This is a genomic window from Streptomyces sp. NPDC032198, assembly GCF_040636975.1.
In the GTDB taxonomy this organism is placed as follows: domain Bacteria; phylum Actinomycetota; class Actinomycetes; order Streptomycetales; family Streptomycetaceae; genus Streptomyces.
This window is the reverse complement of sequence record NZ_JBEZVL010000011.1, coordinates 13,429-37,910: the sequence shown is the minus strand read 5'-3', so window position 1 is coordinate 37,910 and position 24,482 is coordinate 13,429. Positions and strand designations below refer to the sequence as shown.

General features: G+C 71.1%; 17 protein-coding genes. 9 read left to right on the top strand and 8 right to left on the bottom strand.

Annotated elements, in window-relative coordinates:
• The first annotated feature begins 1 nt into the window (after position 1).
• The 9 genes from nusA (at position 2) to AB0E78_RS27930 (ending at position 11,860) form a co-directional block, all read left to right on the top strand.
• Positions 2–1,000, top strand: a complete 999-nt coding sequence (gene nusA, locus AB0E78_RS27970; protein ID WP_361837865.1) for a transcription termination factor NusA — start codon at positions 2–4, stop codon at positions 998–1,000.
• A 102-nt stretch (positions 1,001–1,102) separates the two neighbouring features.
• Positions 1,103–1,393: a YlxR family protein gene (locus AB0E78_RS27965; protein ID WP_351165619.1), complete on the top strand. Its 291-nt coding sequence runs from the start codon at positions 1,103–1,105 to the stop codon at positions 1,391–1,393.
• A gap of 145 nt (positions 1,394–1,538) precedes the next feature.
• A complete protein-coding gene (gene infB / locus AB0E78_RS27960) occupies positions 1,539–4,733 on the top strand; it encodes a translation initiation factor IF-2 (RefSeq protein WP_361837862.1) in 3,195 nt (1,064 codons plus the stop codon).
• A gap of 138 nt (positions 4,734–4,871) precedes the next feature.
• On the top strand, positions 4,872–5,165 hold the full coding sequence (locus AB0E78_RS27955; RefSeq protein ID WP_361837859.1) for a DUF503 domain-containing protein: 294 nt from the start codon (positions 4,872–4,874) through the stop codon (positions 5,163–5,165).
• Between the two features lie 32 nt (positions 5,166–5,197).
• Positions 5,198–5,662, top strand: a complete 465-nt coding sequence (gene rbfA, locus AB0E78_RS27950) for a 30S ribosome-binding factor RbfA (RefSeq protein WP_361837856.1) — start codon at positions 5,198–5,200, stop codon at positions 5,660–5,662.
• On the top strand, positions 5,659–6,567 hold the full coding sequence (gene truB, locus AB0E78_RS27945; RefSeq protein ID WP_361837853.1) for a tRNA pseudouridine(55) synthase TruB: 909 nt from the start codon (positions 5,659–5,661) through the stop codon (positions 6,565–6,567). The genes rbfA and truB overlap by 4 nt, the downstream gene beginning before the upstream one ends.
• A 276-nt stretch (positions 6,568–6,843) precedes the next feature.
• A complete protein-coding gene (locus AB0E78_RS27940) occupies positions 6,844–10,437 on the top strand; it encodes a trypsin-like peptidase domain-containing protein (protein ID WP_361837851.1) in 3,594 nt (1,197 codons plus the stop codon).
• A gap of 115 nt (positions 10,438–10,552) precedes the next feature.
• Positions 10,553–11,500: a bifunctional riboflavin kinase/FAD synthetase gene (locus AB0E78_RS27935; protein ID WP_361837848.1), complete on the top strand. Its 948-nt coding sequence runs from the start codon at positions 10,553–10,555 to the stop codon at positions 11,498–11,500.
• 111 nt (positions 11,501–11,611) lie between these two features.
• Positions 11,612–11,860 carry a hypothetical protein gene (locus AB0E78_RS27930; RefSeq protein ID WP_361837845.1) on the top strand — a complete coding sequence of 83 codons (249 nt, stop codon included), beginning with the start codon at positions 11,612–11,614 and terminating at the stop codon, positions 11,858–11,860.
• Positions 11,861–11,928: 68 nt separating this feature from the next.
• Here the strand turns inward: AB0E78_RS27930 and AB0E78_RS27925 are convergent, their stop codons facing one another.
• The 8 genes from AB0E78_RS27925 to eccE all read right to left on the bottom strand — a co-directional run bounded on the left by AB0E78_RS27925 (position 11,929) and on the right by eccE (position 24,448).
• On the bottom strand, positions 11,929–12,945 hold the full coding sequence (locus AB0E78_RS27925; RefSeq protein WP_361838464.1) for an ABC transporter ATP-binding protein: 1,017 nt from the start codon (positions 12,943–12,945) through the stop codon (positions 11,929–11,931).
• Between the two features lie 50 nt (positions 12,946–12,995).
• Positions 12,996–14,021, bottom strand: a complete 1,026-nt coding sequence (locus tag AB0E78_RS27920) for an ABC transporter ATP-binding protein (protein ID WP_361838461.1) — start codon at positions 14,019–14,021, stop codon at positions 12,996–12,998.
• Positions 14,022–14,050: 29 nt separating this feature from the next.
• Positions 14,051–14,986 carry an ABC transporter permease gene (locus tag AB0E78_RS27915; protein ID WP_361837842.1) on the bottom strand — a complete coding sequence of 312 codons (936 nt, stop codon included), beginning with the start codon at positions 14,984–14,986 and terminating at the stop codon, positions 14,051–14,053.
• Entirely contained in the window at positions 14,983–16,065 is a 1,083-nt protein-coding gene (locus AB0E78_RS27910) for an ABC transporter permease (RefSeq protein ID WP_361837840.1), read from the bottom strand. Before AB0E78_RS27910 ends, AB0E78_RS27915 begins: the two co-directional genes overlap by 4 nt.
• Before the next feature lie 3 nt (positions 16,066–16,068).
• Positions 16,069–17,985 (bottom strand): ABC transporter substrate-binding protein, encoded by a 1,917-nt coding sequence (locus AB0E78_RS27905; protein WP_361837837.1) that lies wholly within the window; start codon positions 17,983–17,985, stop codon positions 16,069–16,071.
• Positions 17,986–18,742: 757 nt separating this feature from the next.
• Entirely contained in the window at positions 18,743–22,204 is a 3,462-nt protein-coding gene (locus AB0E78_RS27900; RefSeq protein ID WP_361837834.1) for an SCO5717 family growth-regulating ATPase, read from the bottom strand.
• 307 nt (positions 22,205–22,511) lie between these two features.
• The gene (locus tag AB0E78_RS27895) at positions 22,512–23,276 is read right to left on the bottom strand and encodes a hypothetical protein (RefSeq protein WP_361837831.1); all 765 of its coding nucleotides are present in this window, start codon (positions 23,274–23,276) and stop codon (positions 22,512–22,514) included.
• Entirely contained in the window at positions 23,276–24,448 is a 1,173-nt protein-coding gene (eccE, locus tag AB0E78_RS27890) for a type VII secretion protein EccE (RefSeq protein ID WP_361837828.1), read from the bottom strand. Before eccE ends, AB0E78_RS27895 begins: the two co-directional genes overlap by 1 nt.
• Positions 24,449–24,482: the final 34 nt, after the last annotated feature.

Below are 24,482 nucleotides of genomic sequence, written 5' to 3'. Positions count from 1 at the left end.
CGTGGACATCGACATGAGTGCCCTGCGGGGTCTGGTCCGCGAGAAGGAGATCTCCTTCGACCTGCTGGTCGAGGCGATCGAGTCGGCCCTCCTCATCGCCTACCACCGCACCGACGGCAGTTTCCGTCGCGCCCGCGTGAAGCTGGACCGCGACAGCGGCCATGTGACGGTGTGGGCGACGGAGGACCCGGCGGACCTCGAAGAGGGGCAGGAGGCCAAGGAGTTCGACGACACCCCGTCGGACTTCGGCCGGATCGCCGCGACGACCGCCAAGCAGGTCATCCTGCAGCGTCTGCGCGATGCCCAGGACGACGCGACGCTCGGGGAGTACGCCGGCCGCGAGGGCGACATCGTCACGGGCGTCGTCCAGCAGGGCCGCGACCCGAAGAACGTGCTCGTCGACATCGGCAAGCTCGAGGCCATCCTGCCGGTGCAGGAGCAGGTCCCGGGCGAGGAGTACGCCCACGGCCTGCGCCTTCGTTCGTACGTCGTCCGGGTGGCGAAGGGTGTCCGCGGCCCCTCGGTCACGCTGTCCCGCACGCACCCGAACCTCGTCAAGAAGCTCTTCGCGCTCGAGGTGCCGGAGATCGCCGACGGGTCGGTCGAGATCTCGGCCATCGCCCGTGAGGCCGGCCACCGGACCAAGATCGCGGTCCGTTCCACCCGCTCCGGGCTCAACGCCAAGGGCGCCTGCATCGGTCCCATGGGCCAGCGTGTGCGCAACGTCATGGCCGAGCTCAACGGCGAGAAGATCGACATCGTCGACTGGTCGGACGACCCGGGCGAGATGGTCGCCCACGCGCTTTCCCCGGCGCGGGTCAGCAAGGTGGAGATCGTCGACCTCTCGGCCCGTTCCGCGCGGGTCACGGTGCCCGACTACCAGCTCTCCCTCGCGATCGGCAAGGAGGGCCAGAACGCCCGCCTCGCCGCGCGGCTCACGGGCTGGCGCATCGACATCCGTCCGGACACCGAGCAGCCGCAGGACTCCCCGGAGGGCTGATCGGGGTGCCGGTCGACCGCTGATCGCCGTACTGATCAAGACAACAACCGTTCGATTTTTGCCCCAAAGGGGTGAGCTCGGTGCGGGGAGGTAGACTTAATCGTGTCTGGCCGGACGCAAGCCCGCGCATGCCCTGAACGCACCTGTGTGGGGTGCCGGGAGCGAGCGGCCAAGAGCGATCTGCTGCGCATCGTGGCGAAAGAGGGCGCTTGCGCCCCCGATCCAAGCGGTACGCTGCCCGGCCGGGGTGCGTATATCCACCCCGTTCCGGTCTGTCTCGACCTGGCGGTCCGACGCAGGGCGTTCCCGAGGGCCTTCCGGGCCCCGGGCCCGCTCGACACGGCGGACTTGCGCCGAGTCGTCGAGACAGTTGCCCAGCAGGCAACACCGTAAGGAAGGTCGCGCGGAACCCCGCGCGGCCCTGGTATTCCGCGAGTTGGAAGTAGGTCGAGATTGCGATGAGCACTCGATGAGCACGCGATGAGTACGCCCATGAAGTAGCGACGGTCCGGCGTAACCCGGACCTAAAAGGAGCGAAGTGGCTAAGGTCCGGGTATACGAGCTCGCCAAGGAGTTCGGCGTAGAGAGCAAGGTCGTCATGGCCAAGCTCCAAGAACTTGGTGAATTCGTACGTTCGGCGTCCTCGACGATCGAGGCGCCCGTTGTACGCAAACTGACTGACGCATTGAACCAGGGTGGTGGCAACGGCAAGCCCGCCGCCGCCAAGCCCGGGGCGCCGCGCAAGCAGGCCGCCCCCAAGCCGCCGGCCCCCTCGGGCTCGGCGTCCCCCTCTCCCGCGCAGGCCGCCCGTCCGGGTCCGGCCGCGCCGAAGCCGCCGGCGGCCAAGCCCGCCGCCGCGGCCGACAAGCCCGCGGCCTCCCCGGCCGCTCCCGGCCCGCGTCCGGGTCCGAAGCCGCCGACGCCGAAGCCGGCGCCCGCAGCTCCGGCCGCCCCGGCAGCTCCGGCTGCCCCGGCCGCGCCCGCCGCACCGGTCAGCCCGGCTCCGGCCGCCCCGGAGTTCACCGCTCCGCCGGCCGCTCCGGCTGCCCCTGCCGCCTCTTCGGCGCCGGCAGGCCCCCGTCCGGGCGCTCGCCCGGGTGCCCCCAAGCCCGCGGGCCGTCCGGCCCCCGGCCAGGGTGGTCAGGGTCAGGGTGGCCAGGGTCGTGGCGACCGCGGCGACCGTCAGGGCGGCGCTCCGCGTCCCAGCGGCCAGGGTGGCGCCCCGCGCCCCGGTGGCCGTCCGGCAGGACCGCGTCCCGGCAACAACCCCTTCACCTCTGGTGGCTCCACCGGCATGGCGCGCCCGCAGGCGCCCCGTCCGGGCGGCGCCCCGCGTCCCGGCGGCCAGGGTGGCCCCGGCGGTCCCGGCGGCGCCCCGCGCCCGCAGGGCCAGGGCGGCCAGGGTGCTCCTCGTCCGCAGGGTCAGGGCGGCGCTCGCCCCAGCCCCGGCGGCATGCCTCGCCCGCAGGGTGGTGCCCCGCGTCCCGGCGGCGCCCCCGGTGGCGGCGGTAACCGTCCCAACCCGGGCATGATGCCGCAGCGTCCCGCTGCCGGTCCGCGTCCCGGTGGTGGCCCCGGCGGTGGCCGTGGTCCCGGTGGCGGCGGCGGTCGCCCGGGCGGCGGCGGTCGTCCCGGTGGCGGCGGCTTCGCAGGCCGTCCGGCCGGTCCCGGTGGCGGCGGCGGTTTCGCCGGTCGTCCCGGTGGTGGCGGCGGCGGTGGCGGTTTCGCCGGTCGTCCCGGTGGTGGCGGCGGTTTCGCCGGTCGCCCCGGTGGCGGTCGTCCCGGCGGTCCCGGTGCCCGTGGTGGCACGCAGGGTGCGTTCGGCCGTCCCGGCGGGCCCGCCCGTCGTGGTCGCAAGTCGAAGCGGCAGAGGCGCCAGGAGTACGAGTCGATGCAGGCTCCGTCGGTCGGCGGCGTCATGCTGCCGAGGGGCAACGGCCAGGCTGTCCGCCTGTCCCGTGGTGCCTCGCTGACCGACTTCGCCGAGAAGATCAACGCCAACCCGGCGTCGCTCGTCGGCGTGATGATGAACCTCGGCGAGATGGTCACGGCCACGCAGTCCGTGCCGGACGAGACGCTGAGGCTGCTCGCGGACGAGATGAACTTCGTCCTCGAGATCGTCAGCCCCGAGGAGGAGGACCGCGAGCTGCTCGAGTCCTTCGACATCGAGTTCGGCGAGGACGAGGGCGGCGAGGAAGCACTCGTCGCGCGTCCGCCGGTCGTGACCGTCATGGGTCACGTCGACCACGGTAAGACCCGCCTTCTGGACGCGATCCGCAAGACGAACGTCATTGCGGGCGAGGCCGGTGGCATCACGCAGCACATCGGTGCGTACCAGGTCGGCGCGGAGGTCAACGGCGAGGACCGCCGGATCACCTTCATCGACACCCCCGGTCACGAGGCGTTCACCGCCATGCGTGCCCGTGGTGCGAAGTCCACCGACATCGCGATCCTCGTGGTCGCGGCCAACGACGGTGTGATGCCGCAGACGATCGAGGCGCTGAACCACGCCAAGGCGGCCGACGTGCCGATCGTGGTCGCGGTCAACAAGATCGACGTCGAGGGTGCCGACCCGACCAAGGTGCGCGGTCAGCTCACCGAGTTCGGTCTGGTGGCCGAGGAGTACGGCGGCGACACGATGTTCGTCGACATCTCCGCCAAGCAGGGCGAGAACATCGAGGCCCTCCTGGAGGCCGTGGTCCTGACCGCGGACGCCTCGCTCGACCTGCGCGCGAACCCGGCGCAGGACGCGCAGGGTATTGCGATCGAGTCCCACCTGGACAAGGGCCGCGGCGCCGTCGCGACCGTCCTGGTCCAGCGCGGTACCCTCCGCGTCGGTGACACGATGGTGGTCGGCGACGCGTACGGCCGAGTCCGCGCGATGCTCGACGACAAGGGCGAGAACGTGGAAGAGGCGGGTCCGTCGACTCCGGTCCTCGTCCTCGGTCTCACCAACGTCCCGGGTGCCGGCGACAACTTCCTGGTCGTCGACGAGGACCGTACGGCCCGTCAGATCGCCGAGAAGCGTGCCGCCCGTGAGCGCAACGTCCGCTTCGCCCGGAAGGGTGTTCGGTTCTCCCTGGAGAACCTGGACGAGGCCCTCAAGGCCGGTCTGGTGCAGGAACTCAACCTCATCATCAAGGGCGACGCGTCCGGTTCGGTGGAGGCTCTCGAGTCCTCGCTGCTCCAGCTCGACGTCGGCGAAGAGGTCGACATCCGCGTCCTGCACCGCGGCGTGGGTGCGGTCACCGAGTCGGACATCGACCTGGCGACCGGCTCCGACGCGATCGTGATCGGCTTCAACGTCCGTGCGGCCGGTCGTGCCGCGCAGATGGCCGACCGCGAAGGCGTGGACGTCCGGTACTACTCGGTCATCTACCAGGCGATCGAAGAGATCGAAGCGGCCCTCAAGGGCATGCTCAAGCCGGAGTACGAAGAGGTCGAGCTCGGCACGGCGGAGATCCGCGAGATCTTCCGCTCGTCCAAGCTGGGCAACATCGCCGGTGTCCTGGTCCGGTCGGGCGAGGTCAAGCGCAACACCAAGGCGCGCCTCATCCGCGACGGCAAGGTCATCGCGGAGAGCCTCAACATCTCTGGTCTGCGCCGCTTCAAGGACGACGTCACCGAGATCCGCGAAGGGTTCGAGGGCGGTATCAACCTCGGTAACTTCAACGACATCAAGATCGACGACGTCATCGCGACGTACGAGATGCGCGAGAAGCCTCGCGGCTGATCAACGCAGCTCGAACCGGGGCCGGTCGAGGGGAGGTAAATCCCGTCGATCGGCCCCGGCCGTTCCGTGTACGGTTCTTGTGTCCCTGCCAAGTGGCGGCGGGGCACGACCCCGAACCGGCGGGACATCCGGACACACATGTATGTGGGGACACTGTCCTTCGATCTGCTCCTCGGCGACGTTCACTCGCTGAAGGAGAAACGCTCCGTCGTCCGCCCGATCGTCGCCGAACTCATGCGCAAATACGCGGTGAGCGCGGCGGAGACCGGAAACCAGGACCTCCATCGCAGGGCCGAGATCGGCCTGGCGCTGGTCTCCGGGGAGACGGGGCACCTCACCGACGTACTGGACCGGTGCGAGCGCCTGGTCGCCGCCCGTCCCGAGGTGGAGCTGCTCTCCGTTCGACGCAGGCTCCACGGCGACGAAGACTGATTGCACAGCAAGGCGAAGAAGGAGACGGAGCAGTGGCCGACAACGCGCGGGCGAAAAGGCTGGCGGACCTCATCCGAGAGGTGGTTGCCAAGAAGCTGCAGCGCGGGATCAAGGACCCGCGGCTCGGTACGCATGTGACCATCACGGACACCCGGGTGACGGGTGACCTGCGGGAGGCGACCGTCTTCTACACGGTCTACGGCGACGACGAGGACCGCGCGGCAGCCGCCGCCGGCCTGGAGAGCGCCAAGGGCGTCCTCCGTTCGGCGGTCGGTGCGGCGGCGGGTGTGAAGTTCACCCCGAGCCTCACCTTCGTGGCGGACGCGCTCCCGGACAACGCCAAGGCCATCGAGGACCTCCTCGACAAGGCCCGGATGTCGGACGAGAAGGTGCGCGAGGTGTCCGCGGGCGCCGAGTTCGCCGGCGGGGCCGACCCGTACCGCAAGCCGGAAGCGGACGACGACAGCGACGAGACGGACGGCGACGCCTCGGCATGAGCAACACCGGCAACAAGACGCCGGACGGACTTGTCATCGTCGACAAGCCGTCCGGCTTCACTTCGCATGACGTGGTCGCCAAGATGCGCGGGATCGCCAAGACCCGCCGCGTCGGCCACGCGGGCACCCTCGACCCCATGGCGACGGGCGTGCTCGTCCTCGGGGTCGAGCGGGCGACCAAACTCCTCGGCCATCTCGCGCTGACGGAGAAGGAGTACCTCGGCACGATCCGGCTCGGCCAGAACACGGTCACGGACGACGCAGAAGGCGAGTTCACCTCGTCGGCCGACGCCTCGGGCATCAAGCGCGACGCCATCGACGCGGGCATCGCCAAGCTCTCCGGCGACATCATGCAGGTGCCGTCGAAGGTCAGCGCCATCAAGATCGACGGCAAGCGGTCGTACGCGCGAGCGCGCGAGGGCGAGGACTTCGAGATCCCCGCCCGGCCGGTGAAGATCTCCGCCTTCACCGTGTACGACGTCAGGGACGCCGTCGCCGAGGACGGCACCCCCGTCCTCGACCTGGTCGTCTCCGTCGTCTGCTCGTCGGGCACGTACATCCGCGCCCTCGCCCGCGACCTGGGAGCCGACCTCGGGGTCGGCGGCCATCTGACGGCCCTGCGGCGCACCCGCGTCGGCCCGTACAAGCTGGACGCGGCGAAGACCATCGACCAGCTCCAGGAGGAGCTGACGGTGATGCCGGTGGCGGACGCGGCCACGGCCGCCTTCCCGCGCTGGGACGTGGACGAGAAGCGGGCACGGCTGCTGCTCAACGGCGTACGGATCGAGATGCCGGGGGAGTACGCCGGGGTCGGCGCCGTCGCGGTCTTCGATCCGGAGGGCCGGTTCCTGGTCCTGGCCGAGGAGCTCAAGGGCAAGGCCAAGAGCCTGGCCGTCTTCGCCTGAGCCCTCACCCTTCCCGTACGTACGCCGGAGCCCCGTCTTCCCGTGCGTCGGATCTCCGTCGTGGAGCGGCGGCAGCTGTGCGCGTGGCCGCACGCCGCTCCACGGCGAATCCCCCCACCCCAAGATGTATCCATCCCGCCCTGCCGATTCACCCCATCGGGCAGGCGCTCGGAGTGAACCGAGGGGGCAGAAGGGGGCGCGTTCGCGACGCGTTCTGTCCCGCTGATCACCGCCGACCTACCGTCAGAGGGACGGGGCGTCGCGGGAGGTTCGGGCATGGCGGGACAGGGCGACCCGACGGCGCTCGACGGTGCCCTCGTGCGGATCTGCGATCTGGCCGGGCGGCCACGGGGCATGGGCTTCGCCGCCGACGACCACGGCACGGTGATCACCAGCCATGAAGCGGTCGACGGCCTCGCGCGGCTCGTGCTGCACGCGGCGGGGGAGCGCGTCTGCGTGGTCGGCACCGATGCCGTGGTGGCCCTCCCCGAGACCGATCTGGCCCTCGTCCGCACCGAGGGTCTTGAGCTGCGGCCGCTGCCCGTCACGGTCCGCGACACCATCCCCGTGGGCGCCTACGTACGCATCATGGCGCGCGGCCGGCGCGAGGCGCGGGTCCTTGGCCCCGCATCCGTCACGTACACGGCGACGGACCGCTTCCATCTGATCGACGCGGCGATGGAGCTCGCCATCGGCACGGACGGCTCCGACGCGCTGCGGCTCGGTGGCGGGGCCGCGGGCGGCCCGGTCGTCGACGCCTCATCGGGGGCCGTGCTCGCCGTCCTGGGCACCGCGCTGCACGGCGAGCACAGCGCGGCGGGGTTCGCCGTGCAGCTGCGGGAGGCGGCAGCCGCCGGTCCGGGCGGGCCGCTCACCGAGCTCCTCGCACGCAACGCGGCGACCGTTCCGGCCTACGGCCGCGACCTGAACCTGGCGGGCGCGCTGCACCTGGCGGCCACCTCGCTGGGCTCCGACGGCCCGCGCCCCGCCCTCCTCGAACCGGTCGAACGCCCGGACACCAAAGCGGAGTTGGCCCGCTTCACCGCCGGGCCCGCGCAGGTGCTCGGCCTGGTCGGCGCTCCCGGCACCGGCCGGACGACGGAACTCGCCGCCCTCGCCGCATGCCGTGCCCGAGGCGCCGAACCGGCGCCCACGCTGTGGCTGCGCGGCGCCGATCTCCAGGGCACGGACACGGACGTGGGCGACGCGGTGGAGCGTGCGCTGGAACGGGCGGGCCGGATCCTGGAAGCATCGGGGGGCTCGGGAGTCTCAGGGGCCCCGGGGATCTCTGAGGGCTCGGAGGGCTCGCTCGCCGAAGCGGACGACGGGCTCGGGGACATCTCCGCCGGGCGGGTCGCGCGGCTCGTGCGGGACGAGGGGCGGGCGCTGCTGCTGTTGCTCGACGGCCCCGAGGAGATGCCGCCGGTCCTCGCGCACCGCCTCGCGGAGTGGAGCAGGGGGACGGCCGCGTGGCTGCGGGACACGGGCGCGCGGCTCGTCGTGGCCTGCCGCGCGGAGTACTGGGAACAGGCGGGAGCGCACTTCCCCGAGGAGCTGCTCCCGGGGTGCGTACACCTGGGGGATCTGCCCGAGCGGCAGGCACGGACCGCCCGCGCGCGGTACGGCATCCCGGACGGAGCGCTCGCCACGGCCGACGCGCGCCACCCCCTCGCGCTGCGCCTGCTCGCCGAGGTGCGGGCGGCTCTGCCGGAGGACCCGCCGCCGGGCTGCCCGGGCCGGGACGAGATCTTCGAGGCCTATCTGGATGTGCTGTGCCTGCGGGTGGCGGTACGGCTCGCGGCGGCGAACGGCCTGCGCGGCACGGCTGTACGGCGCCTGGCGGCGAAGGTGTCCGGCCAGGTGCACGAGGCTGCGCGGCGGTGCCTGGGGCCGGGGCAGGGGGAGCTGGACCGGGCGTCCTTCGAGGAGATCTTCCCGTGGGGCACGGGCTGGGCCTCCGCGGTCCTCACGGAGGGCCTCCTCGCCCCTGCCGGGGACGGCTACCGCTTCGCACACGAGGAGCTCGCGGACTGGATCCAGGGAATGCACCTCGACGTGGACGGCGCACTGTGGTCCCTGGTACACCGCCACGGCCCCACCACACCGGGCTCCACACCCCCCGCGCTGTCACTGCCGGTACCGAGGCACAGGATCGGCCCGGTGATCCAGGCGCTGCTGTTGTTGGGGCGGCAGCGGGGGGCGGGGGAACTGGGGGAGCGGTTGGGGGAGTTGGTGGGGTTTGTGGGGGCTGTGGGGGAGAGCTTGGGCAATCGGGTGGGTGGGAGGGAGACCCGCCGCGAAGCGGCGAAAAGCGGCCCGCTGCGGGGGGCAGGCGAGGTTGGGCAGGGGGCCAGGGGCCAGCGAGACGCGGCGAAAGGCAGCCCGCTGCCGGGGGCAGGCGAGGTTGGGCAGGGGGCCAGGGGCCAGGGCGAGGCGGGGGCTGAGGTCAGGGGTCAGGAGGATGCCCTGTGGTGGGCCGGGCGGCTCCTGGAGGAGACCCTCTCCCGGGTGGGCGACGCGAAGCCCTACCTGGAGCTGCTCACCGACCTCGCCCGGCAGGGCACGTACAACCCAGGTTTCTGGCTGGGCCTACCCCTTAGCGACGACGACCGCTTCGACCTCCTGCGCACCGCGGTGATCCACGACCCCCCTCCCGGCCCCCCACAGGCCCGCTGCCTCGACGCGGTCGCGGAACTCCTCGCCGAGGACCCCGCCACCGTGCAGCCACAACTGACCCGCTGGTTCAGCGACGAACGCCCCCTCGAAGCCACCCCGCACGCCACCGTCGCGTCGGCCGCCCAGGCCCTCCTCCACACCCACCGTCACCGCGCCATCGACGACCTCGCCGAGATCCTGGTCGACTGCGCCCACCCCCGGGCCGACGAACTGCTCGCCGCACTCGCGGAGGAGGAGCCGTCGGCCATCTGCCGGGCCGTCGACCGCTGGGTCCACGACCCGCACCCCGCGCGCCACGTCGCCGCCGTCGCCTACGGCCTGCGCGCCGCCCCGCACGCCACGACGGACGCCGACCGCAGGCTCCTGCGGTACGCGGCCTTCGCCCTGCTGGCCCGCACCGCCGACAGCTCGCTGCACGGCGCCGCCCTCGCCCTCCTCGTACGCGACCCGCAGACTCGCGCACGCCACCTGCCACCCGCCCTGAAGCGCTTCACCGCCGGCGACCCGCAGCTCCCCGCGAGCGCCCTCGCCGCCGCCCTCGACACGCACCCGGAGCAGGTGCTCGCCGCCTTCCGGACCCGGCTGTACGGCCCCGGCCCCGCGCCCGGTGAGATCCTTCGCGCCCTGGCCGACGTGACGGCCCCCGTGCCGGCCAGGCGGGTCGCCGAACTCGTACGCGACGTGCTGGAGCTGCGCCCCGACCTGGCGGGGCACGTGGCCGCGTACCTCGACCTGCGCCTCGAACAAGGGCCCGGCGTACGCGCAATCCTCCTCCCGCTGGTCTCGGGCCTCCTGCGGCACCGCCCGCCGCCGGTGCGCGCCGCTCTCGCCACGGCCGTCGCCGCCCCCGGGACCGACGCCTCGCACGCCCTGCGCGCCGAGCTCCTGGAGGCGCTGCTCACCCAGGAACGGGACCCCGAAGTCCTGGACGCCGTGCTCTGCGCCGTGGCGGGCGGCGAGGACAAGGAGCGGGTCCGCGAGCTGGTGCACCGCACCGGCGCGCTGCTCGTCCGCACCCCGGAAGGCGCGACCTGCTTCGACCGGCGCCTGGTCGAGCTGGCCCGCTCCGTGCCGGGCTTCTCCACACAGGTGGCCAGGTGGATCTGCGCGGCCCCGCAGGACTGGTCCGCCCTCGTCGGCCCCAGCTCCCGCCGCATGATCGAGAACCTCGCGGGAGTACGTGTCCCGGCGTGACCCCCGCCACCCCCTCCGATGCGATCCCGATGGCGCGGGCATGGCAGTCTTAGACCTGCGCGATCGGCAATGGGACGTACACACACGTACACAGGTTCGGCGAGGAGCAAAGACAGTGCAGCGCTGGCGTGGCTTGGAGGACATCCCCCAGGACTGGGGGCGCAGCGTCGTCACCATCGGTTCCTACGACGGCGTACACCGCGGACACCAGCTGATCATCGGCCGTGCGGTGGCACACGCCCGTGAGCTCGGCGTGCCCGCCGTGGTCGTCACCTTCGACCCGCACCCCTCCGAGGTCGTGCGCCCGGGCAGCCACCCGCCGCTGCTCGCCCCGCACCACCGGCGCGCCGAACTCATGGCGGAGCTGGGCGTGGACGCGCTGCTCATCCTGCCGTTCACCAAGGAGTTCTCGAAGCTGTCGCCCGCCGACTTCGTCGTGAAGGTCCTGGTCGACAAGCTGCACGCGCGCCTGGTCGTCGAGGGCCCCAACTTCCGCTTCGGCTACAAGGCCGCGGGCAACGTCGCCTTCCTGACCGAGCTCGGCGCCACGTACGACTACGAGGTCGATGTCATCGACCTGTTCGTGAGCGGTGCGGCCGGGGGCGGCGAGCCCTTCTCCTCCACCCTCACCCGGCGCCTGGTCGCCGAGGGTGACGTGGAGGGCGCCGCGGAGATCCTCGGCCGCCCGCACCGCGTCGAGGGCGTCGTCGTGCGCGGCGCGCAGCGCGGGCGTGAACTGGGCTTCCCCACCGCCAACGTGGAGACGCTGCCGCACACCGCCATCCCCGCCGACGGCGTCTACGCCGGGTGGCTGCACGCCCAGGGCGAGGCGATGCCCGCGGCGATCTCCGTCGGGACGAACCCGCAGTTCGACGGCACGGAGCGGACCGTCGAGGCGTACGCGATCGACCGCATCGGGCTCGACCTGTACGGGCTGCACGTGGCCGTGGACTTCCTCGCCTTCGTGCGGGGCCAGGCGAAGTTCGACTCGATCGACTCGCTGCTCGTCGCCATCGCGGACGACGTGAAGAAGGCCCGGGACCTCATCGAGGCCGCCGAGTAGCGGCACGGGCGACGTATGGCCCCGGGGGGTCCGACGACCCGTTCGTATGATCGTCGGTGCCTTCCTGATCGTGCGGGGGTTGGCCACGGCGAGCGGGCCAAGAAGGCTGCAGTGAACGGCAGTTGGGTGCAGGCGACATCCCGCTGGGCGCTGATCGCGGCGATGGCGGCCGTGCCGTCCGTCCTGGCCGTGCCGTCCGTCCTGTGTTCCGGCGCGGCGCACGCGGACGAGACGCACGAGAACTCGCACAACGCGCCCCGGGCCTCGCTGATCAGCAGCGGGCAGCCGTACTTGCACGGGTCCGGAATGGCCGCGCAAGTACGTGACGAAGCAGGGGCGTTCGGTTCACGGAGTCGCTGATCGCCGGTCGGTGGTCGGTGGTCGGTGGTCGGTGGTCGGTGGTCGCCCACGATCCGTCGCGATGTGCCTCAGACGCCCGACGCCCCGACGTTGACCGCCGCCCAGTGGCACGCCACCTGCGTCTCGCCGCCGCCGGACAGCACCGGCAGATCCTCCGTCCGGCAGCGGTCCGCCACCCCCGCCCTCTCCGCCTCGCCCGACGCGAGTACCTGGCAGCGTGCGTGGAACCGGCAGCCGCCCGGGATGCGCGACGGGTCCGGCGGCTCGCCGGTGAGGATCACGGGGTCACCGGGAGCCTCCGGCAGCACCGACAACAGCGCCTGGGTGTACGGATGCTGAGGTGACGTCAGGACCTCCTCCACCGTCCCCGTCTCGACGATCCGGCCCAGATACATCACCGCCACCCGGTCCGCGATGTTCCACGCGAGCCCCAGGTCGTGCGTCACCACCAGGGCGGAGAGCCCCAGTTCGTCCCGCAGACGCAGCAGCAGGGCAAGGATCTCGCCGCGTACGGAGGCGTCGAGCGACGCCACCGGCTCGTCCGCGACGATCAGCTCGGGCTCCAGGACCAGCGCCCCCGCGATGACGACGCGCTGGCGCTGGCCGCCCGACAGCTCGTGCGGATAGCGCAGGAAGAACCGCTCGGGCGGCCGGAGCCCCGCCCGTGACAGGGCGTCGGCGACCGTGGCCTGCTCGTCGCCGCCGTACCCGTGGATGCGCAGGCCCTCCGCCACGGCCTCGTACACGGTGTGACGGGGATTCAGCGAACCGCTGGGATCCTGGAGCACGAGCTGGACGCGCTTGCGGTACGCCTTCAGGGCGCGGCCCGAGTAGTCGAGCGGCTTGCCGCCGAAGGTCACGCTGCCCGACGTGGGCGCGACCAGGCCGAGCAGCGAACGGGCCAGCGTCGTCTTGCCGCAGCCCGACTCGCCGACCAGGGCCACGATCTCGCCCGGCCTGATGTCGAGGTCGACGCCGTCCACGGCCCGTGCGGGCGGCGCGCCACGGCGGCCGGGGAACGTGATGTGCAGGTCGCCCGCCGACAGCAGGGCATCGGCCGACAGCAGGGAATCCTCGGTGGTCATGCGTCGCCGCTCCTCGGTGCGTGATCGGTCGGTGCCCACGGGGTCGGTGCTCACGGCGTCCGCTCCGCCGTCGCCGGCGCCGACGTCGGCTGTGCCGGAAGCTGCGCGCCCGCGTGCACGCAGGCCGCGCGGTGCCGGGGGCCCGCGTCCCGCAGCGCCTGGTCCTCCGTGGTGCAGGAGTCGAGGGCCACCGTGCAGCGCGGGTGGAACGTACAGCCCGTGGGGAGCAGGGACGGGTCCGGCGGGTCGCCGGGCAGGCCGCGGGGCGCGAAGCGGGACGCCGTGTCGCCGATGCGCGGGAAGGCCGCGGAGAGGGCCTTCCCGTACGGGTGCCGGGCGTTCTCGTAGACCTCGGAGGCCGGGCCCTCCTCGACGACACGGCCCGCGTACATCACCGCGAGCCGGTCGCAGGTGTCGGAGAGCACCGCGAGGTCATGGCTGATCATGATCAGGCCCAGGTCCTGCTCGGCCACCAACTGCTCGATCAGGCGCAGGATCTGAGCCTGGATCATCACGTCGAGGGCCGTCGTCGGCTCATCGGCGATGATCAGGCGCGGATCGCAGGCGAGCGCCATCGCGATCATCACGCGCTGCCGCTGCCCGCCCGACAGCTCGTGCGGATACGCCTGCGCGCGAGCAGCCGGAAGCCCCACCTGTTCGAGCAGCTCCCCGGCCTTCTTCTTTGCCCCCGCCGGCGTCGCCTTCTTGTGCAGCAGGATCGGCTCGGCGATCTGGTCGCCGATGCGGTGCACCGCGTTGAGCGAGTGCATCGCGCCCTGGAAGACGATCGACGCGCCCGCCCAGCGGACCGCGCGGACCTGGCCCCACTTCATGGTGAGGATGTCCTCGCCGTCGAGCAGGACCTGGCCGGTCACCTTCGTGCCGGCGGGCAGCAGCCGCAGCAGCGCGAGCGCCAGCGTGGACTTGCCGCAGCCGGACTCGCCCGCGACGCCGAGCTTCTGGCCCGCGTCGACCGAGAGGTTCACGCCGCGCACGGCGGCTGCCCCGGACGCGTACGTCACCTCGAGATTGCGTACGTCGAGCAGGCGATGTTCCGGCGCGTCGTTCTCCGGCATGCCGGTCTCCGTCACCTCGGTCGGATCACTCAACGGGAGACCCCCAGCCTGGGGTTGAGCACGGACTCCACGGCGCGTCCGCACAGCGTGAACGCGAGCGCGACGACGGCGATGGCCAGTCCGGGCGGAGCGAGATACCACCAGTCACCGGCGCTGACCGCGCCCGCCTCGCGCGCGTCCTGGAGCAGCCCGCCCCAGGAGACGCCCGTGGGGTCGCCGAGGCCCAGGAAGGCGAGCGTCGCCTCGGTGAGGATGGCGTTGGAGATGACGAGGGTGGTCTGTGCGAGGACGAGCGGCATGACGTTGGGCAGGACGTGCCGGGTCATGATGTGGCCGTGGCCGCCGCCGAGCGCCTGCGCGCGTTCGATGTACGGACGTGACTCCACCGCCAGTGTCTGGGCGCGGACCAGGCGGGCGGTCGTCGGCCAGGTCGTCACGCCGATCGCCAGGATGATCGTCCAGATCGATCCTGACATCACCGCGGCGAGCGCGATGGCGAGCACCAGTGTCGGCATCACCAGGAACCAGTCGGTGACGCGCATGATGACCGTCGAGTACCAGCCCTTGAAGTGCCCGGCGGTGATTCCCACGAGGGTGCCGATGGTCACCGAGAGGACGGCGGCGAGCAGCCCGACGGTCAGCGACATCCGCGCGCCGTACACAAGCAGACCGAGCAGGGACCGCCCGAACTGGTCGGTGCCGAGCGGGAATTCGCCGCTCGGCGATTCCATGGGCTCGCCCGGGGCGTCGGTCACGCTCTGCGCGTCCGAGCCGACCAGGAGCGGCGCGAAGACGGCGATGAGCGCGATGACGACGAGCGCCACGAGCCCGAAGAGTCCGGCCCGGTGGGTGCGGTACTCGCGCCAGAAACGGGCGGCCGAGTGGCGTCTGCGGGCCCGGGCGAGGGCCCGCGCGCTCTTCAGCGGGGTGGTCGGCGGGCTGGTCGGTGCGGATTCGGTCGTCATCGGCCCACCCGGGGATCGAGCAACGGATAGATCACGTCGGCAAGGGTGTTCATCAGGATCACCGCGGCGGAGAAGATGAAGAACAGGCCTTGGACGAGGGGCAGGTCGGGCACGCTGAGCGCGGCGTAGAAGAGCCCGCCGAGTCCCGGCCAGGAGAAGACGGTCTCGACGAGGATCGCGCCCGCCACCACCGTGCCGAGGTTCACGAACATCAGCGTGACGGTGGGCAGCATCGCGTTCGGGACGGCATGACGGCGGCGTACGAGATCGTCGCGCAGCCCCTTGGCGCGGGCGGTCGTCAGATAGTCGCTGCCCATCTCGTCGAGCAGGGACGAGCGCATGACCAGCAGTGTCTGCGCGTATCCGACCGCCACCAGGGTGATGACGGGCAGCACCATGTGGTGCGCGACATCGAGGACGTACGCGATGCCCGTCTCGCCACCCGATTCGAGCCCGCCGGTCGGGAAGAGACCGGGAATCGGTCCGACCCCCACCGAGAAGGTGATGATGAGGAGAAGCCCGAGCCAGAAGGACGGCACGGAGTAGAGGGTGAGCGCGAGGCCGGTGTGGACGCGGTCCCCGAGCTGTCCGTTGCGCCAGGCCGTGCGGGTGCCGAGCCAGATGCCGATGAGGGTGTAGAGCACGAACGCGGTGCCGGTGAGCAGGAGCGTCGCGGGCAGCGCGTCGGTGATCTTGTCCATCACCGGCGTGTGGAACTGGTAGGAAGTGCCGAAGTCGCCGGTCAGCGCGTTGCCGCAGTAGTCGAAGAACTGCGTCATGACCGGCTGGTCGAGGCCGAACTCCTTGCGCATCGCGTCCAGCTGTTCGGCCGACACGCGCTTGCCGCCCGTCATCTGCTTCACCGGGTCGCCCGGGATCAGGCGGAACAGGAAGAAGCTGGTGACGAGGACGGCGAACAGCGAGACGGCGGCGCCGCCCAGCTTGCCCGCCACGTACAGGAGATAGGCGCGGGTGTTGCGGGCCCGGGGCCCGCGGGCCGACGGCCCGGCGAACGCCGGATCGTCGGTCACCGCGGTGCCCTCGGTGTCGAGCAGTGCGGGATTGCTGTCAGCGGTCATGCGTTACTCGCGGTCCTCTGCGGTCGAACGGCGGCGCAGGGCGAACAGGACTCCGCCGCCGACGAGCACCACCGCGGCGGCGGCGATACCGATGATGACACCGGTCGAGCTCCCATCCTTGGAGGAACTCTTCCCATCCGCGGGCACCGCTGACCACCAGGACCAGTAACCGTCCTGGCCGTAGATGTTGCCGGCGGCCGTCGGCATGGTGGTGATGGACTTGATCTGGTCGGTGCGGTAGGCCTCGACGGCGTTCGGGTACGCGAGGACGTTCATGTACCCGGAGTCGTAGAGCCAGGACTGCATTTCCTTGACGGTCTCCGCACGCTTGGCCGGGTCGTACTCGGCAAGCTGCTTGTTGTAGAGCTCGTCGTACTTCTTGTCGCAGATGAAGTTGTCGGTCGCGGCGCTCTCCTTGGCCTTCACCGGGAGCGCGGCGCAGGCGTGGATGCCGAGAACGAAGTCCGGGTCGGGGTTGACCGACCAGCCGTCGAACGCGAGATCGTATTCACCCGCGTACCAGGGCACGGACACGTCATCGAGGCAGTTGACCTTGAGCCCGATCCCCAGGTCGCCCCACCACTCCTTCAGATACTTCCCGACGGCCTTGTCGTTCGGGTCGGTGGCATGGCAGAGGATGCGGAAGTCGAGCGGCTTGCCGTCCTTGCCGACGCGCTTGCCGTCGCCGGTCTTCTTGTAGCCCGCCTCGTCGAGGAGCTGGGCCGCCCTCTTGGGGTCGTACGACAGCTTCTGTTCGGCGGAGGGCTTCCAGGCGTACTCGGAGAAGCGGGGCGGGATGTACCCCTCGCCCTCGACGGCCTGGCCCTGGAAGACCTTGTCGACCAGCGCCTCACGGTCCACGGAGAGGAAGAGCGCCTGGCGGACCTTCTTGTCCAGGAGGGCCTTGTTGCCGTCACCGAACTTCTTGCGGTCGCGGGTCTGGGCGCCGGGGTTGGTGGCGAGGGCGAAGAAGCGGCGCCCCGGCCCCTCGTTCACCTTGACGTTCTCGGTGCCCTTGAGCTCGCGGGCCTGAGCGGGCGTCAGCGCGGGCTGACCGGCGACGAAGGACACTTCGCCCTTCTTCAGCGCCGCGACGGCCGCGTCCTGGTCCTTGTACGTCTTGAAGACCAGCTCGTCGAACTTGGGCGCGCCGCGCCAGAAGTCCTTGTTGGCCTTCAGTTTCACGTACTGGTCGGTCTTGTAGTCGGTGAGGACGAAGGGCCCGTTGCCGACGATGGGGAAGTCTTTGTCGTTGTTGAACTTGCTGACGTCATCGACCTTCTCCCACACGTGCTTCGGGACGATCGGCACGTCGAGGGCGGCCATGGTGGCCTGCGGCTTCTTCAGCTCGATGACGAGCTTGGTGGGGCTCGGCGCGGTCACCTTCTTGAAGTTGGCGACGAAGCCGGAGTTGGCGGTGGCGGTGCCTTCCTTGGACATCACCTTGTTGAACGTCCAGGCGGCGTCCTCGGCAGTGGCCTGCTTGCCGTCCGACCACTTCGAGTTGTCCCGGATGGTGTACGTCCAGGTCAGCTTGTCCGCGGAGGGCTCCCACTTGGTGGCGAAGCCGGGGATCGCGTGGTTGTCCTTGGCGTCGTAGTTGGTCAGGTACTCGTACGTCAGGCGGTGGATGCTGGTGCTCAGCAGCCGCTGGGCGAGGAAGGGACTGAGCGAGTCGACGCTCTGGGCCACCGCGACGGTCAGGGTCTTCTTGCCGTCCGCCTTGGCCTCGGCCTGGTCGGGGGCCGGGTTGAGGGGAGTGGCAAGGCCCGCGGTGAGGGCGAAGGCGGCGGCTCCGGCGGCCAGGAGGACGCGAGTGCGGGTCCGGGCCTTCGGGGGCGCCGCCGGGGTGGCGGGGAGGGAGCTGGGGTGAGACCGGGGGTGAGACCGTGTTCTGCCGTGCTGATCTTGTGTATCCATGGGTCGGTGACCTCGCGTCATCGCTCGCGCAGAGATGGCTAGTTGATCAAGGAACGCCAGCTGGTTGATGTGTGTGTCTACCAGCGCCAGTCTGCGTCAGTCAACGGCAGGTGAACCCCATGTGGCCTGCGGAAATAACGAGTTGACCCGTAATTCATCCGCATTGGTCAAGACCTGTGAAGCGTGGCTGGTCGGGGGGTGGCGGTGGGGGGAGGGGCAGGTGAGGGACACCGCACGCGCGGCGACCGAACCCGCGCCTGTGCCGTGCCTCTGCGTGCGACTGGGCTCGTGCCTGGGCCTGTGCCGTGCCTCTGCGTGCGACTGGGCTCGTGCCTGGGCCGGTGGCGTGTCTCTGCGTGCGACTGGGCTCGTGCCTGGGCCGGTGGCGTGTCTCTGCGTGCGACTGGGCCCGTGCCTGCGCCGGTGGCGTGTCTCTGCGTGCGACTGGGCTCGTGCCTGGGCCTGTACCCGCGCCTCCGCCTGCAACCGAGCCCGCGCCCGCTGCCTGCACCCCACTCCTGCCTGCGCCCGTTCCCACCCCCTCACCTGCACCCCTTCCCATCCCCCCACCTGCGCCCCGCCCCATCCCCCGCCTGCGCCCCGTCCCCCTTGCTTATCCGCTTGGTCGCTGCGGGGTAATCGGGTGGGTGGGAGGGAAAGCCTGTTCGTCAGCGCCGCTGCGGGGTGCCCGGAAAACGGAACGGGGCCCGCACCAGGAGTAGGTGCGGGCCCCGTCCAAGATCGGCGGAGACGAAGGCTACTGCTGCGGCACGTCCGGCGCCGAAGGCTGCTCACCCGACGGAACGGTCCCCTGCGGACCCCCCGGAGGGACAGGCTGCCCAGGCTGCGGCTGATATGCAGCCCCGGGCTGATACGGCTGCCCAGGCTGAACAGGCGGCGGCATCTGCCCACCCTGAGGCTGAGGCTGCCCAGGAGCCAACTGCCCCGGCTGCGCCTGAGGCTGACCCTGAGGAACCTGGAACGGCTGCCCAGGCCCCGGCGCCCCAGGCCCCTGCGGAGGAGCCGCGTTCTGCCACCCCTGCGGGGCCCCCGGCTGCTGCGGATACGGCTGCCCACCGGGCTGCGGCTGCGGCTGCGGCTGCTGAGGAGCGTAAGGCTGCTGATACGGCCGCCCAGGCTGAGGCACCTGCCCAGGCTGCGGCGCCTGCCCCGGATAAGGAGCCTGCCCCCCGTACGGAGCCGGCGGCGGCTGCTGCTGCCCACCCTGAGGCTGCGGCTGCCCAGGCCCCTGCTGCCCGGGGTAACCCCCCTGCCCCGGCAGGGGCGGAGCCACGACCGGCGGCGGATTACCGTCCGAAGTCCAGAGCCCCTGCTGCTGCTGAGCCCGCACGAAGTCCTCCGCAACCATCGCGGAGAGATTGAAGTACGCCTCCCGCACCTTCGGCCGCATCATGTCGAGATCGACCTCGGCACCAGCAGCAAGATGCTCATCGAACGGAATGACGACAACACCCCGGCATCGCGTCTCGAAGTGCGAAACGATGTCGTCAACCTTGATCATCTTCCCGGTCTCACGCACCCCGGAGATGACGGTGATCGACCGCGAGACCAGATCGGCGTACCCATGGGCCGACAGCCAGTCCAAGGTCGTGGACGCACTGCTTGCGCCATCGACGGACGGCGTAGAAATGATGATCAGCTGATCGGCAAGATCAAGAACGCCCCGCATGGCGCTGTAGAGCAGCCCCGTACCGGAGTCGGTCAGGATGATCGGGTACTGCTTCCCCAGTACATCGATGGCGCGCCGGTAGTCCTCGTCGTTGAAGGTCGTCGAGACGGCCGGATCGACGTCATTGGCGATGATCTCGAGCCCGGACGCGGCCTGCGAGGTGAAGCGCCGGATGTCCATGTACGAGTTGAGGTACGGGATCGCCTGCACGAGGTCACGAATCGTGGCCCCGGTCTCGCGGCGCACGCGACGCCCGAGCGTACCGGCGTCGGGGTTGGCATCGATGGCAAGGATCTTGTCCTGCCGCTCGGTGGCAAGCGTCGACCCGAGCGCGGTAGTGGTGGTGGTCTTCCCCACGCCACCCTTGAGGCTGATGACGGCGATGCGATAGCAGGACAGCACCGGAGTCCGGATCAGCTCCAACTTCCGCTGCCGCTCGGCCTCTTCCTTCTTCCCGCCGAGCTTGAACCGCGACCCGCCGGCCGCGGGCCGACTGCTCTTGGCCTTCGGCTTGTTGTTACGCAGCAGCCGGTCGGACGACAGCTCGACGGCGGCGGTGTAACCGAGGGGCGCCCCGGGGTTGGTCCGCTCCCGCTGATCATGCTGCACGGGCTGCGGCCAGGCGGCCCCGGTGCGGGGGTCGATGGGCGGCTGCCCACCCGGCTGGGGCGCTTGCTGCTGCTGCGGCTGGGGCTGCTGGGCCGGAAGCGGCTGCGGGGCCTGGGGCGGCTGGGGCTGCGGCTGCTGCGCCTGGGGCGCGGGCTGCTGGGGGAAGCCGTAACCGCTGGCCGGAGCAGGCGGGTTGCTCTGCTGGGGAGGCTGACCCTGCGGGTTGGGCTGCTGGCCCTGCGGACCCGGCTGGTTCGGCTGACCCGACTGGTTCGGCTGAGGGAAGCCGTAACCGGCGGGCGGCTGGGGGACGGAGCCCTGCTGGGGGAAGCCGTAACCGCTGGCCGGGGCAGGCGGGTTGGGGGCAACGGGCGCCGCGGGGGCGGGCACGCTGGGCTGGCCCTGCTGAGGCGGCTGGTATGGCTGACCCGGCTGCGGCTGCGGCGGCTGATACGGCTGCCCAGGCTGCGGGAACCCGTAACCGGTCGGCGGCGCCGGAGCTTCGGGGGCCGGGGTGACAGGAGCGACGGGCCCGGTGGGCGAGGGCCAGGCGCCGGGCCCAGGCTGCGGAGCCTGCGGCTGAACCGGCGCGGACTGCGGAGCCTGTGCCTGCACAGGCTCGGGCTGCTGCGGCTGCACAGGTGCAGGTGCAGGTGCAGGAGCAGGAGCAGGGGCAGGGGCCGAACTCTGTGTCGGCACGGGCCACTGCGGCGCGGAGGTCGGAGCCGCGGGCTGGAAGGCGGGCGGCAAGGGAGGAAGCCCGGCCTGCGGCGCCGGCGGCGGAGTCCACGAAGGCGGAACGGAGTCCTGCACCTCATCGGCAGGATCGGCAGGATCGGCAGGATCGGCAGGATCGGCAGGATCGGCAGGAACGGAGTCCTGCGCGTCTACGTCCTCATCGGCGACGACGTCGGCATCGGGCCCGGCATCGACAGAAGCGATGTCCTCAGACGAGTCGCCATCAAGGGCAAGGGAACCAAGCTCGGAGTCACGGCTGCTCTCAGGCGCAACAGCAACATCCGCAAGGTCAGGATCAAGGTCATCGTCGCCATCGACAGCGGCACCAGAACCGGCATCCACACCTGAACTGACAACCGGGTCAGTATCGGTACCCGTATCCGCGTCGTCCGCGTCCTCACGGGCGGCCGCAGCTCGCTCCTCGATCTCCCGCATCTCGCGCTTCAGGGCGTGAGACGAGAAACGCATGGTGGCGCCACTCTCGAGATCGCCGTTTCCGAAGCTGTCGGGGGTGTCGGAGCCGGACTCCTCAGAGACGGCAACGTCGGCTTCTGCCTCCGACGCCGCTTCCGCCTCGGCTTCCGCCTCGGCGAGAGCAGCATCGACCTCGTTCTTGGGCACCACGCCGGTCACATGAACCGAGGCGGAAGGCCCGGCAAGAGCCCCACTCCAGTCGGAGGCCCCGGACGAAACAGGAGCTTCACCGGACGTCTCGGAGTCCACATCGTCACTGTCGCGAACGGCAGGCTGGAACCCACCACTCACGGGAAGCTTCGGCAGGGCAGTAGGAGCAGGCGACGCGTCCCCCACAGGAGGAGCGGGCGAAACAGGCCCGGTAGGCGGGCTCAACGGCGGCGCCACCGGCTCGGCCGGAGCGGCAGGCGGAGAGACGGGCCCCGGAGCAGCAGCAAACGGCGAGGCCGGCACACCCGACGAACCCGGAGTGGACGAGGGCGCAGCCGAATCCGGTGCAGGCGGAGCAGGCGAGGCAGGCGAGACCGGCGGGGCGGGCGGCGCCGAGGGCGTCTCACCCGCACTGCCCGACGCGTTCTGCGTGTACCAGGCGGGCGGGGCGTAGTCGATGGTGAACTCGCCCGTCGTCTCGGCAGCGGACTCCGCGTCGGACTGATCATCGACGGGTGAATCCCAGCCCCCGCGGATCTCGTCCCGATCGCTGTTCACAATGCCTCCTGATGTGGTCGAGCACCCTCGTGCCGTGGTGGGAGGGCGACCGTTTCTGTCGTCCGATCCGCCATGGCTCTCCCCGTTGGGACGCGAACGACCCACTCGCGGGTTCTGGAGTCGCGCCCTGTCCCAGCCTAATCACCAAAACCACCAGCACGGCAGGGCAGCCCACCCCACGAATACTGTCCTTTCCGTCACGCTCCCCACAGGAGTGATCCCCATATGCGAAACGGTGACGGACAAATCAACCAACAAGCGTCAAACGCAAGCTAAATCGCTCGGTCGACCGACACCGCCCGTCCGCTCAATCCATCCTCCGCGCCGTACCCAACAATCCGGTCTCGGCGTCCGTAGCCTGTGTCATCACGTACTGCCGGTCACGATCGGCACACCACAACGTCACCCCGTCGGAGAGCGTCGGCAATGCCTCGACGTCAGCGCGCGGCAGTCCCACGGACCGCCCGATCTGAACCGCCTCATCGGGTGAGACCCGCTGCACGCCGACGAGCCGGGCCTGTCGAATCAGCCGAGGCGCGACCGGACTCAGGTACGGCAGCAAGGTCAGAACCGACTGCCAGGGCCCTGACACCACCCGCCCGCGGGGCGGCCGCATCCCACAGTCCCGCACCACAAGCACCGGACTCCCCGCAGAGGCACCCTGCGGAGGCACCCGCCCCACGTCATGCACCGACATCCCGCTCGGCCCCACGCCGAGGGCTTCCACGAGCTGGGCCCAGGACCCCGCCCGACCGGTCTCCACGGCCACCCGAGCCCCCGTCGCGGCAGCCCGCAGCGCGATGACCTGAGCTGTCCACAGCCCTCCGATGAGAAGTACGTCGTACGGAGTCGGGCGGTTGACGCCGAGAACCGAGGGCTGGCCCTGCGCGTCCACGCCGATCACGACGCCGTCGTCACCGATCGGCAAGGCCAGGGCGTCCACCTGCTCGGCGGAGAGCGTATGGCGACGGTGACGCGGTCCGAGCAGGCCGAACCCACTACGCAGTGAGGTGCGGAACCCTTCGCCCGGAGTGGCAGGCGCAGCTGGAGTGGTCGGATTCGTGACGGCCATCAGCGAGCGCCTCCGAGCGGCAGAGTGGCGAGCATGCCGGGCAGCTGTTCGCGATCGAGCCGGACCAGCCCCGTACCGGCGCGCCTGGCCCCCTGCTCCAACGCGCGCCTGGCGGCGTCGAGTTCCGCATCACTGCGCCCGGTCACCCGCACGTGTCCGCACAGCGACACTTCCTGCCGCTCGCCGTGGCGCAGGGTGAGACTGAACGTCGTGGCGAGCGTCGGGACGGCGGTGAGCAGCGCGACGAGCTGCGGCAGCGAGGAACCGCCCGCGCTCCCCAACTGCGGCCAGCGCCGTACCCAGTAGGTGGTGTGACGTCGGTTGTCGCAGCGCCATGCGCGTGCGGACTCCTCCGTTCTGCGCTCTGGCAGCCCGGTCCGTCCGGCCTCTGCGGTGACCAGCGGGTTCGCGCCCGCCGATGTGGCGATGGCGGCAGCCAACTGTTCCTCGGACAGTGCGGTGGCCCGGAAACCGGCCCCCGTCAGCCGGCTCGCAAGCTGGTCCATGACGCGCACCACGCACTTCTGAGCGCCTACGAGCCCACCTCCGCGCGCGGCGACGGCCTCGGGGCAGAGCTCGGGATCGAGCTTCAGGGCAACCCAGGTGATCCGTACGGCGGGAGCTCCGGTCTGGGCCTGAAGGGGGGCGTAGTTGCTGACGGCCACGGACTGCTGCGGGAGATGCAGGGCGGGGGCCGGCTGGGTGTGCTGCACGATCTGCGCCGACTCGAGCCGGATGCCGTCCACCTCCAGGGCGTCGCGCACGAGCCCCACCGGCAGTGGGTGGCGCCCACGCTCGGCCCGCAACGCCGTGGCGTCCGACTCCACTTGAAGCACGGCGGTCACGAACGTCCCGTCCCCGACCATCCCGACCTGCCGCCTGTCCCGGTCTCCGTACACATGCGTACGCAGGGCGGGGTCGCACTCGACGGCCGGGGCGAACGCAGGTTCCGTGCCCGGCGGTATCGGAGCATGCGCCGCCCGGCGCTTGCGTGCCCGCAATGCCCGCGCGGTGCCGAACCATTCGTGCCACGCACGGCCACGACGGCGTACGACTGTCAGCAGCACCAATACGACGGCGACGACAGCGGTCGGCACGACGGCCAACGGGTCGATCACCCAGGCGGCCAGCAGGAGGGCTGCCGCTACCTCGATGAGTACAAGCCGTTGCAAGCGAAACGAGCCGAACTGTGCCGGGCGCGCCCGG